The sequence below is a fragment of the Veillonella sp. 3913 genome (assembly GCF_003992235.1).
Lineage (GTDB): Bacteria > Bacillota > Negativicutes > Veillonellales > Veillonellaceae > F0422.
In genome coordinates this window covers 93,387-105,521 of the sequence record NZ_RQVF01000004.1, presented here as the reverse complement: position 1 = coordinate 105,521, position 12,135 = coordinate 93,387, and the positions used below count along the sequence as shown (strand labels likewise).

The window sequence follows — 12,135 nt, the reverse complement described above, 5'->3', positions numbered from 1 at the left end:
CTTATATGTCTCTACAATGGCAAAAACGGCTTGAATACTCAAGCCGAAATTCACCTTATACTTCTGTTTCTGTCTCTACAGGTTTTGTTTCCTCTAAAGCAATGCCATCTAATAATTGTAGTTGCGCTGTTAAAATTGATTCTACTTTTGCACGGAACACGGCCATTTCATTCGCAATGGTAGCATATTTAGCTTCTGCTTCTCGCAACGCACGATTGGCATCTTCTAAAATCGTAGATCGTTGTTGTTCCGCATTCTGTAAAATTAAATCAGCCTCTTTACGAGCTGCCTCTTTTACATTTTCACCAGTCTCTTGAGCAAGCACCAATGTATTGCGCATAGTTTCTTCCGTTGATTCATATTGATTCAAACGTTTTTCCATTTGCTCTACTTTATCAGTCATTTCACGGTTTTCACGATACAAGATTTCATAAGCTTGTACCACTTCATTCAAAAACTCGTTTACTTCATCGCAATCAAAGCCACGAATACTTTTTCCAAACTCTTTATTATGAATATCCATTGGTGTTAACATAGGATCAGCCTCCTTACATAAATCGTTTTAGATGTACTCCAATACGCCCTTTTTTAGACGTGCCGGTAATACTTTCTATTTGCATACGACCTCTGCCACGAAGAGAAATAATATCTCCTTCTTTTACTTCTTGCGCTGGTCCTTTCGCAGGTTGCCAATTCACTTGTACTAATCCTGCCTTAATGGCCTCCACAACTTTTGTACGAGATGTACTAAAACCTGAAGAAGCTATAGAATCCAACCGCATAGACGCAACAGTAGTTCGCACTTCTTTTATTTTTTCTTCTTTCGGTTGTAATTCACTCAATTCCATCCGTGATACTGTAACCGTGACCATAGCAATTTTTGTAAAGTTTTGAATCACAAAATCTGTTATCGTTGCATCTACGATTACCTGCGCCCCACCACTAGTGACGATAATATCTCCAAAATGAGTGCGATCAATACCAAGTCCCATTAAGGAACCCAACACATCACGATGTGTCAATAATCGGAATCGTGGATCCCAAGATACTTTCAACACCGCAATTTGTAAGTCTACTGTTCCTTGAAAGTGAGGGTCCACAAAGGCCACTCGAAGGCGTTCTGCCCCTTCGTAACCACCACTAGAAATGATATTAATACCACCAAAATTCGCTTTTACTGCATCTGCAATGACAAGGCCTGCAGGTGACATAAAATCTGTCACACGGTAAGGTCGGCCTGCTTGTACTTGCTCCGCTAGATCAATCATACGTCTAGCCTCTTCGCCATTACCAGATGCTTCAAAATATCGAATTAACTTTTCTTTATCTTTCACGTTGTTTTCCTATTTCATTTGACCGTTTATAACAAGCTAAGATGCCTTCCATAATAGAAGAACGCAACCCTTCTTTTTCCATGGCTGCAATACCTGCTATAGTCGTACCTCCGGGAGATGTCACTTGATCCCTAAGCACACTTGGATGAGCGCCTGTTTCTAAGGCAATCAAGCCAGAGCCATACATCGTCTGTACCGCCGCTTGCAACGCCAATGGCCTAGTGAGACCAATCCGAACACCTGCATTTGCCATAGCATCTAAAATGGTATACATATAGCCTGGACCTGCCCCTGCTAGAGCGCCAATACGGTCTAAATCAGCTTCTGAACATACCACGGCTTCACCTAAGGCTTCGAAAATGCGCAAAGCTTGTTCTCGCTCACCTGGTGTCACTTGTTCACTACTAGCAATCGCTGTAAAGCCAGCTTTTATCAAAATTGGAGTATTCGGCATAACTCGTAACCAATGTACATGGGATGCAAAGGATTGTAATGTATCCAATGTAATGCCTGCCGCAATGGAAATACATAATGTTCTCGCCTCGATTTGTGGTCCCACCTCTTCCATAAGAGACGGTAAGACTTGAGGTTTTACGCCAAATACAATGGTTCTGTACTCATCAAAAGCAGGTATAGCATCACAGTCCGTGAAGGCTGTTACACCTAATGTGCGCTCTAATTCTGATGCTTGCTCACTGCGACGCACTAGTACATCTACTTCCTCAGGACCCCAAACACCTTGTTCCAAAGCCCCCTGTAAAATAGCACCACCCATCGATCCTACACCAATTAGTAGTATTTTTTGCATGGCTACCTCCTAATGCTTAGGCTTGTGGTTCTTTCCAAGCTAATTTGTCAGATATTTCTGTGTACTCTTTATCTGTATAATCTACAGTTACATTCACTGGTACACAGATGAAAATATCTTTGCCAATTTTTTCTAATTTGCCATCTAATGCAAATGTAGCACCACTTACAAAGTCCACAATACGTGCTGCTTCATGAGGGTCTGTGTTTTCAAAGTTAATCACTACTGGACGCATATCGCGCAATTGATTTGTAATATTTTCAGAATCATCGAATGCTTTTGGCTCTACGATGACTACTTTCATACCGCTAGAACGTTGTGCCACTGTATTATATCCTCCTGTTTTTGGTCGTGCTGCAGATGCTACTGGTCCATTGCCACCTGCTACTGGTGCTGTTACTACTGGTTGTTGAGACTCTTCTTCATACATCTCATTATCATATTCATCAAATTCATATTGATCATCTTGATTACTACCAAAAAAACTTTTTACAGAATTCCAGCTATCTTTCAGTGCCATCGTTAATTCCTCCATTACTCATTATAGTGGCGTTCTCCAAATATTGCTGTTCCTACACGAACAATATTTGCACCTTCTTCAATTGCTACTTCAAAATCATGGGTCATCCCCATAGATATATATTCAATCTGACCTTCATTAAAATGAAGTTTCATATCTTCAAATAAAGCGTGAGCGACTCTAAATATAGGGCGAGCCTCTTCCGGATCATCAAAAAATGGTGCCATACACATAAGCCCTTTTACCCGTACATTGGGTAATGATTTGGCATATTCCCGTATGGTTGGAAACTCTTCCACATCCATCCCAGACTTGCTTTCTTCTCGTGCCACATTCACTTGTAGTAATACTTCTTGTGTAAGTCCTTCTCTAGCAGCAATACGTTGGATTTCATCCAACAATTTCACGCTATGAACTGAATGAATTAAAGAAAATTTACCCACTGCATTACGCACTTTATTGTTTTGTAATTGTCCAATTAAATGCCATTGGAGTTCCGGTCCCTGGTAGAGTTCCATTTTTTCTTTTGCTTCTTGTACACGATTTTCGCCTACAGTTCTTACACCTAGTTGAGCTACTTCTTGTACAGCCTCTACAGGATGATTCTTCGTTACTGCTACAAGTGTAACAGAATCCCTTCTCCCCACTCGTGCCTTAGCCGCTTCTATGCGTTCTTGCACGTTATGTAATGCTGTTGCAATCATATATGTCAGTCCTTTTTTCGTCGTTACATTTCACTCTGAAAGGTCTTCACAAAATAAATAATACTTTATCTTTTTTATTATAAACGAAAGAATAAGAAAAGTACATAGAAAAAGCATGATTTCAAGCCTAGTTCTTAAGATTTTCTTATTCTTTGTCATAATTTTTTATTCTATTCTCAAACAATACCTAAGAATGTGTCTCTAAATTCTGTATTACTCATGTTCTACACAAGGTCTTAAGATATACAAAACTATTGAAACTCTTGCATCTATTAGCCTTGATTTCGTAATACTGCAAACATAGCCATTCGTCCCGTCTTGCCTGCATCCCCTCGGTATGAATAGCATCCTTCTGTCATCATCGTGTCCGTAGCAGACAGAATCACTTGATCTATAGGCACACCTTTTTGTACGACACAAGCTGCAATATATCCTTTCAGATCTATATGTGGAGTAGGTGTCGCTTGTTCTAATCGTTGGAGATAACGCACGACTGCATTTACCTGTGAAAGTCCCAAATTACCCATATCCTGTTGAAATTGTTCAGCAATCTCTTCACTCACCTCAAAGGAGTCTTCTCCAATAGAGGGACCGATGAAGAGGTAACAATCGGATGGCAACGTTCCGTACGCATCGTGCATACTATCCATCGTACGCTCCACAATGTGAGCGATGGCACCACGCCAACCTGCATGAACTACCGCCACCGCATGATGCACCGCATCATAGATAAGCACAGGCACACAGTCTGCCACGAGCAACAAGAGTGGCACATTCACCAAATTCGTATGAATCGCATCACTGTCTGGGATACTGTCTTCCCAACTGAAAGCACCTCGACCGACCAGCTCTTCCGTCACCCTCGTCACTCCTACCCCATGCACTTGCTCACCACAAGTCAAATGATTTGAATCCACACCTAACACCTGCGCTAAGCGTTTGCGGTTCTCTGCCACCGCTTTCGGATCATCACCTACATGCAGACCCATGTTAAAACTATTAAAGTTACCTTCACTGACACCACCATAGCGGTAAGTCACACCATGAGCGAGGGGAAACCCCTCTAACAACGGACTGTATTCATAGGTAATACTGGTGGAGCTATCCTGAGAAAATGGTGTGTGATGAAGAGAGGAGGAAGTTTGGAATGATTTAGTTGTGTTCATGCTGGGACCTCTTGTGTATTGGTTGAATAATATACATTATGAATTTAGATGTTATAATTCATAATAGATTAAATGAGAATTTACTTTATTAATTTCAGATGTAGATTACGAAAATAAACTTGATAAGCATCTTTTTAGGAATTAATAATCCTAATCTTAGTTACCTTTTCTCCATCATTTTCAAAAGTAATACCGCTTTTGGCATCTGATGCCCATATAAAAGCTCCGTAGAACCAATCATTTCTGCTATTAATATGGGTAGGCCTACCATATGCCTTATACACTGCTTCTAACGAATCGCCTACTGCAATCCCCCTGTAAGTTATAGCATCACGATTCACCACTGTAATTAAACCTGCCCTATCAAAGTTTCCATGAACACTTTCATACGTTATCCCACCATATCGCATAAATATATTGCGAACACCAAAGACACCTGGTTGATACATTTTTTCTTCTGTCGGTGCACCTAAAGCACTTCGTATTTCACTATATTGAGCGCCCACTGGTACACCTGCAATAATAAGATCTTGCATATCTGGTCTTTGACCTACAATTTGACCTGGATTATATCTACTCGGATACTCCGACCGTTGTGGCAACCGAATCGCACTCGTAGATGTTCCACTCATTCCAGTAGAACCACTTTGTTTCCCCGCTTCATTCCATGATTTTTCAACCTTTTTCCACGTTTTAGACAACCAACTCGCCTCTACATGGGTTGGTGTGAAGATGGTCACACTGAATAATGCTACTAGAATAGATGTAGTTAGTTTTTTCATGGTCTCTCTCTCTTTCATTGTGAATCATATACTATTCTAATATTGTCATATTTAATTATTAGTATATCATTTATACCTCTATACGTCCTACCTAAGCAATTAAACTTTTCACACATTCCACGATAGGTAAATCTGCTTCTAACCAATCTACATCATATAAGTTTTCTAAGTTTAACCAACGAGCTGCACTATGTTCTTGTAAATGAAATTCTCCTAATAACTCACATTGATAGGCATGCATAATAAGATGAAAGTTAGGATAGTCATACTCTACGGTTGTTAAAAAATCTCCTACTGTAATCTGCACATCTAATTCTTCTTGTATCTCACGAGATAAAGCTGCTTTATGATCTTCTCCAGACTCAATTTTACCTCCTGGAAATTCCCAACGTCCTTGTAAATCTCCATAACCTCTTTGTGTAGTTAATACTTGGTTATCTTTCAAAATAACTGCCGCTACTACTTCTATCGTCTTCATCCATATCTCCTTTAATGATTCACAAAATAATCGTACAAATCTTCACGTATCGGAGTTTCCAAATCATACATAATACGAACGGCTTTTTTCGTTGTACCTGGCATGGTAAATACTTCTGCTTCCCCTGTTGCATGTATATGACCTAAATAATAAAACTCTTTTGCCCCATCTTCATCATTCTTATTTTTTCGGATAAACAAATGCATAGTAATACCTTCTTTTTTTGCATGTAACGCTTTTTGTACCAAATTGTTACTAAGGTCCACACCACTTTTAGAAATAGCAATTAATTGTTGTGGAGATAATAATCTATCTTCATATCTAATAGTATCTGCAATATCTTCGCCCTTATCATAATTGATAAATACCGGATATGTTTTGGTAGCCTCATCATATTTATAACCACCAATATTTAATGGTACGATACTAGTTTCCCACTCCATTAACTGGCATACATCTTCATAGGTATATTTTTGATACAGCGTAAAAGAGGCTTCCTCATATCTTTGACTATAGTATTTTTGATTTCTTTGAAAGCCCACTTTCACATAGTCCTCGACCATATCACGGAACCCTTCATTTTCTAAAGCTTCACGGAATACCGCTGATATTTGCAATCCATCTACCACTTCATCGCACAACAGGGCATCCTTAAATCCAGCTTTGGAGGATCCTGTCTTAAACTGACCTGTAAATAAATTGATGATATTTCTTTCCGTATGAGTTGTACAAGGAATACCTAATCCTAGTAACTGTGTTCTCATATACATCAGTGGATTAACTTCACCTTTCAATAGGCCTTCCAATACATAGAGTTCATGCACTCGCTTGCCAAGTACCATATACTGGCCTATATACTCTAGTATTTTCGTTTCTACCGACGAAAACCTATGCGTGTAGTCTTTTTCATAGTCTACCAAAAACTTATAATATGTTTTTGCATTACTATTAAAGATTAATGAAATATCGATACTTCCATAGTTTTCAAAATCTATCAATTTAGGAATACGACCTAATTTATATTTTAAGTTTTTATAGGCTTGTCGAATATGTTTAATCTGTGTTAATTTAGCTGTGTCAATAGATTTAAAAATACGTTCTTGAGCAATCGCATCAAAATGAATCGTGGATGCGCCCGGAATCACTCGCGTCCCTTCTTGCACATAATACCTCAAACTATCCTTGTTATGACTTACATCTCCTGATAGTGCTACAGGAATCATAAAGTTATTGTTAAAATTCCCAATGAAATCAAGAACGACCACGTAGTCTTTACTGTTATGACGACGCAGTCCCCGACCTAACTGTTGCACAAACACAATGGGACTCTCTGTACCACGAACCATAACAACTTGATTGACCTCTGGAATGTCGATACCTTCGTTAAAAATATCTACAGTCATAATATAATCTAACGCATCATTCGCATCCGGTCCTGATAATCGCTGAATAGCCTCTTCCCGAATTTCTTGCGAATCTGCACCACTTAAACTAATAGTTCTCATCCCTAGTTGATTAAAAGCCTTGGATAACTCTTGTGCTTCTTCAATACTATGACAGAATACTAACCCTTTTACTCGCTCTCCAGAATATCCATAAAAATTACATTGCTCTAGAATTAATCTAGCTCTTGTTTGGTAATCCCATTCATTGGCAAAAATGCTCTGTGCTTCATCACCCTCATAGGTTGTGATGCCATCAGATAATTGTCCGATACCAAAATAATGAAATGGACATAGTAAATCTGCCTCTAATGCATGTTGTAATCGTATTTCATGAATAATATTATAATCAAATAGCTTATAAATATCGAAATCATCTGTACGCTCTGGACTAGCAGTCATAGCAAACCAAAACTTAGGCCTGAAATATTCCATAATTCTATGATAACTTTCAGATCCTGCTCGATGTGCCTCATCGATAACAATCACATCAAAATCTGTAGGGGAAAATCGTTCATAACAATCTGGCTTAGACATCATCTGCATGGTCGCAAATAAATAGGTTTCAGAAAAACCTTTTGCTGCACCCGATAACACACCATATGTCACAGAGTCGCCAATTACCCGTTGATACGATTCCATCGCCTGTCTCGCTACCTGTTCACGATGCACTAAAAATAGTACTCGCTTTGGTTTTACACTACTGACAGCAAAGGCTGATGCATAAGTTTTACCTGTTCCTGTGGCAGAAATCAACAATCCTTTATTAGCACCTGATTGATACAACTCTGTAAACCTTTCCATCACATAGGACTGCATGCTGTTCGGCTGTAATACTTTTGGGACTTGATTAGATTCATTTATATTTGTATCTACCACCGCTGGTAATTGTTTTTTAGTAGAATCATTATATTGCTCATATAACATTCTGTACGTATCAATATAGTCTACATAAGTCTTTGTCTCATCTGCTGCCCACAAGCTTTCAAACTCTTCTAAGACAGACATCACAAAAGATTCTTGCTTATGAGAACTATAATGCACATTCCACTCTTTATTTCTTGTCAATGCGTGGAGCGTCATATTAGAGCTGCCCACGATAATAGTAAACTCATCCTCTAAATGGAATCCATATCCTTTTGTATGAAAACCTACATCAGATCCTTGTGCATCAAATATGCGGAGCTCTATATTACTAAACTGACTTAACTTGTCTAGTATTTTAGGATCATTAAACATCAAGAAATTTGTTGTCAAAATACGACCTGGAATATTTTTTCCTTCCAACTCTTTTAACGTCATTAATAATGGACTTAATCCACCTGCTGTAATAAAGGCTACACTGATAAAAAAGGATTCACACCGTTTTAATTCGCTCTCTATAGCGGAAATTACCTTCCGCCCTTCTTCTGCATTATTCGATACAAACTCTGGTCCACTATATTGTAATGATTTCGTAAAATTTATCGCACTCATCTCTATCTCCTATATACATGTATATAAGATCACTGTACCAGCTCTTATACATAAGATCAATAGAAAAATAAAAAGAACACTACACATCCTATAGCAAACTAAAATATTCTCATAGCTTGTCAAGAAATGCATAGCGTTCTTTCTTATTTTATGGTGATTGTATCAACTTTAAAAAGTATCTTACCACCATTCATTTATATATGTATTTTGTCTTGGGTAGGCCCGATTCAATACTTCTAATATATCATCTGGTCCTTCTAATTTTTCTTCAAAAGCAAGTTCTGTAGCACTCATACGACCCATGAGAAGTAAGCTCAAAGCACCTACAGAGAATACTAATTTAGCATTAATATCTACATGCTCTTTATGTTTTACTACTTGCGCCTTACCTTCTTTATAAGACACTACATAGGTACCATGGTTCCACTCACATAATGGATCTTTCACACCGAACTGAATAGCCCCTTCTAATGCTACTGGTACAGGAATACTTTCCATAGCTAGTTTGACATCTACAATACGACTCATCATAAAAGGCATAGTACTGTGTCCTACTTTTCCGTTAGGATGAAAGATATAACCTTGATCCAGCATACCTTCATTCCACCGTACACTGTCACCTTGGGAGCGATGGTTGTACAAGAAGTTCATCAATGCTTTTTGCGCACGACGCGTAGTATACACAAATTCTGTCACAGCAATCTCAGGTTCCCCTAAGCGATAAAAACAATAGCCCTCTAATTGTCCAGAATCATTTTTCACATACCCTACTTGCACGCCTTCTGCAAAAATAGATTCTAATAAGCGAACCCATTCTTTTTCTTTACGCACAGCATAGCCAGATAATGGTTTGGTATATGTCTCATATACTCCTGCTAAACGTTTCCACTCCCGTGGAGACCGTAACATCCCAAAGGACATCGTTTTATCTGTAGTTTCTACTAGTGGGGCCAAATTATCTAGCTTCATGGTTTGTACCCATTGATGAGCATATAAATCCCATCCATATTTTTGGTAAAACCCAGCATACGATGGCATTAAAATAGTGACTCCTTGTCCACGTTGTTTTAATTCTCCTAATGCTGATTTCAGTAATTTCTTGCCTACCCCACTACGACGTACAATAGGGTCTGTGGCAACTCCCACCATGTAAGACATAGGCAGGTCCACACCACGAACACGTATAATATTTTGTCGTAAATGGACGGTACTCACCAAATAACTACGATCGATACCAACCATCGTATTTTCTGGTTCATAAGCAGTATCAAAATAATAGTTAAAAAATGGATGACCTTCTGGCTCAAAACAATAGGCCCACAAACGCTTTACATCTTTTGTGTCCGTATCTTTTGCTATTCTAAATTTCAAAATAATCCCTCTTCCATCGTTATGGTACATTGAAAATAGTTCGAATACTTTATATTAGTATTATATAAAAAAATAAGGGTCTACTGCTAGACCCTTTATGCACTTCTTTTCTGAAAGTTTACTATATATACAGCAATACTCCATCTATAAACAATTTTGCTCCATATCCGAATAAAATCAATCCACAGATACGGTTGATCCATACGAGTTGCGAAATTTTGATACGCTTTGCTAATTTGTGAATAATAGTCGATAATGCTCCAAACCAAGCAAAAGCAGACACGATGTATCCCAGTAAGAAATAGATGGATGACTCCTCAGGAATGCTGGCTTTCACAGCACCGAACATCATCGTCACATCGATAAGTGCCTGAGGGTTCAGCCATGCCACCGCAAAGGCAGTAGTCACAATATTCCAAATTGTCACATTCGTATCCACATGAGATACATTCGGCTCTGAATTAAACACGGTATAGCCCATGTAAAAGATAACCGCTCCTCCCAAAAGAAGTACGATGCCTTTCAAAAAAGGCCATATATCAAAGATAGCACCAATGCCATAAAACGCCGATACACTTAAGGTAAGATCGAAAAATGCCACGATTAGAATGGTAGTAATAATACGTGATACCTTTTGTACCAGTGCTGTATTAATGATAAATAGATTCTGCATCCCTATGGGCGCCAACACAGCAAACCCAATCAGTAAGCCTTCCCAAAAATAGGTCATATTGGCTCCTTTCATTCTCTACATCAATCCCGTTACTATCTAGTCATTATATACCTTGACGTGGGTCTTGCACAGTATCAGCAAGCGAACGCAAGGCCACATCGCAAAAACAAACGATTCCTTGGTCAGAAAGAAAATAAAACTCCTAGGAACTTATCATATGTCCCTAGGAATTATATACTATTCGCTACACGTTATCCTCACAGGCGCCTTGTTTGATACAACGAGCATCATATTTTTCAGCAAAATGATCTGGGTTGTAAGATTCTTTCGCCATGCGAAGCCCTGGTAATCCCATATCTTCTTCACGGTTGATAAACTGTGTATCTACGAACTCATGACGAATAAATTCATTATTGATGGCTTGATATAAACCACGGATGGTTGGATTTGCTTTCTCAATATGAATCAGCGCCATATGTTCATTCAACATTTCTCCAATGGTGAAAGCCTCTACTCGTCCGAACAATTTAATACAACCACCTACAAGGCCCAATGCATCCCAATGGTCAAAGAGTAAATTAATAGCTGTTAGTTCATCTTCAATGCCTTCTTCATGATGTGTTTCCACCCATTGCTCTGCCGCTTCACGACATAAAGGAATTGTATTCTCATCAATTGGCATATATTCATAATTAGAATATTGCATACGGAATTGATTTAAATGGTTCTTCTTTTGACGTAACTTTTTACCTGCTAAGGTAATCATATCTTCTGTACGATAGATATATTCAAAGTTATCACGATCAGGTGTAAATTCATAACAATCTGGACACAACTTTTGCATCCGTTCCATCATAATTGGATTAACACCTTTTAATAAAAATGGAATTTGGTTCTCTTTGAACCACTCTTTCGCCATTTGTAATCCATCTACAAACTTGGCATCTTTTCCAGCAAACGGTGGTAACATAAATGGAGATTCTGTCACTCCACCACCTTTAATAAATAACACACCTTCTTCTTCTGCCCAAGTAATGCCATAAATATCTTGCCACATAAACAATGTAGTAAAACTATTATCTGACGCTTCATAATGATGCTCTCCAAAGTACGCATCAATACGGGGCTTATCTTCTAAGGTAAAACGCTTAAAGTCTAAAATAGGACTCGCCTCCTAATACTCTGATTTTATGATATAACATTACTATTATATGCTATTCATCGATAAAATTCAATGCAGAAAAAGCGCCATTGTAGAATTGGTCTTTCTTGCTCCCTTATTTGACAAAATTCCACAAACGACAGAAGAGCACGACATGTTCCGGAGCAAACCTAACCACTGAATCAGTTTGCAGAGGAATGTGTCGTGCTCTTCCCTTCT

At 38.5% G+C, this 12,135-nt stretch carries 12 protein-coding genes; all 12 read right to left on the bottom strand.

What is annotated here, in order from left to right:
* Nucleotides 1-55: 55 nt before the first annotated feature.
* Nucleotides 56-535 (bottom strand): DivIVA domain-containing protein, encoded by a 480-nt coding sequence (locus tag EO113_RS06190; protein WP_009353901.1) that lies wholly within the window; start codon nt 533-535, stop codon nt 56-58.
* A gap of 13 nt (nt 536-548) precedes the next feature.
* Nucleotides 549-1,334 carry an RNA-binding protein gene (locus EO113_RS06185; RefSeq protein WP_127135822.1) on the bottom strand — a complete coding sequence of 262 codons (786 nt, stop codon included), beginning with the start codon at nt 1,332-1,334 and terminating at the stop codon, nt 549-551.
* Nucleotides 1,324-2,142: a pyrroline-5-carboxylate reductase gene (proC, locus tag EO113_RS06180; RefSeq protein ID WP_127135821.1), complete on the bottom strand. Its 819-nt coding sequence runs from the start codon at nt 2,140-2,142 to the stop codon at nt 1,324-1,326. Before proC ends, EO113_RS06185 begins: the two co-directional genes overlap by 11 nt.
* A gap of 16 nt (nt 2,143-2,158) precedes the next feature.
* Nucleotides 2,159-2,662: a cell division protein SepF gene (locus tag EO113_RS06175; protein ID WP_009353917.1), complete on the bottom strand. Its 504-nt coding sequence runs from the start codon at nt 2,660-2,662 to the stop codon at nt 2,159-2,161.
* A gap of 14 nt (nt 2,663-2,676) precedes the next feature.
* Nucleotides 2,677-3,366, bottom strand: a complete 690-nt coding sequence (locus EO113_RS06170) for a YggS family pyridoxal phosphate-dependent enzyme (protein ID WP_127135820.1) — start codon at nt 3,364-3,366, stop codon at nt 2,677-2,679.
* Nucleotides 3,367-3,638: 272 nt separating this feature from the next.
* Nucleotides 3,639-4,532, bottom strand: coding sequence for a peptidoglycan editing factor PgeF (pgeF, locus tag EO113_RS06165; protein WP_127135819.1), 894 nt, complete (start codon nt 4,530-4,532; stop codon nt 3,639-3,641).
* Nucleotides 4,533-4,666: 134 nt separating this feature from the next.
* Nucleotides 4,667-5,314 (bottom strand): hypothetical protein, encoded by a 648-nt coding sequence (locus EO113_RS06160; RefSeq protein WP_127135818.1) that lies wholly within the window; start codon nt 5,312-5,314, stop codon nt 4,667-4,669.
* A 91-nt stretch (nt 5,315-5,405) separates the two neighbouring features.
* Nucleotides 5,406-5,792 (bottom strand): (deoxy)nucleoside triphosphate pyrophosphohydrolase, encoded by a 387-nt coding sequence (locus tag EO113_RS06155; protein ID WP_127011167.1) that lies wholly within the window; start codon nt 5,790-5,792, stop codon nt 5,406-5,408.
* 11 nt (nt 5,793-5,803) lie between these two features.
* The gene (locus EO113_RS06150) at nt 5,804-8,710 is read right to left on the bottom strand and encodes a DUF3427 domain-containing protein (protein WP_127135817.1); all 2,907 of its coding nucleotides are present in this window, start codon (nt 8,708-8,710) and stop codon (nt 5,804-5,806) included.
* Between the two features lie 180 nt (nt 8,711-8,890).
* Entirely contained in the window at nt 8,891-10,081 is a 1,191-nt protein-coding gene (eis, locus tag EO113_RS06145) for an enhanced intracellular survival protein Eis (RefSeq protein WP_127135816.1), read from the bottom strand.
* Between the two features lie 121 nt (nt 10,082-10,202).
* Nucleotides 10,203-10,811 (bottom strand): LysE/ArgO family amino acid transporter, encoded by a 609-nt coding sequence (locus tag EO113_RS06140; RefSeq protein ID WP_126940981.1) that lies wholly within the window; start codon nt 10,809-10,811, stop codon nt 10,203-10,205.
* A 187-nt stretch (nt 10,812-10,998) separates the two neighbouring features.
* On the bottom strand, nt 10,999-11,916 hold the full coding sequence (locus EO113_RS06135; RefSeq protein WP_052847073.1) for a DUF2156 domain-containing protein: 918 nt from the start codon (nt 11,914-11,916) through the stop codon (nt 10,999-11,001).
* Between the last annotated feature and the right edge of the window lie 219 nt (nt 11,917-12,135).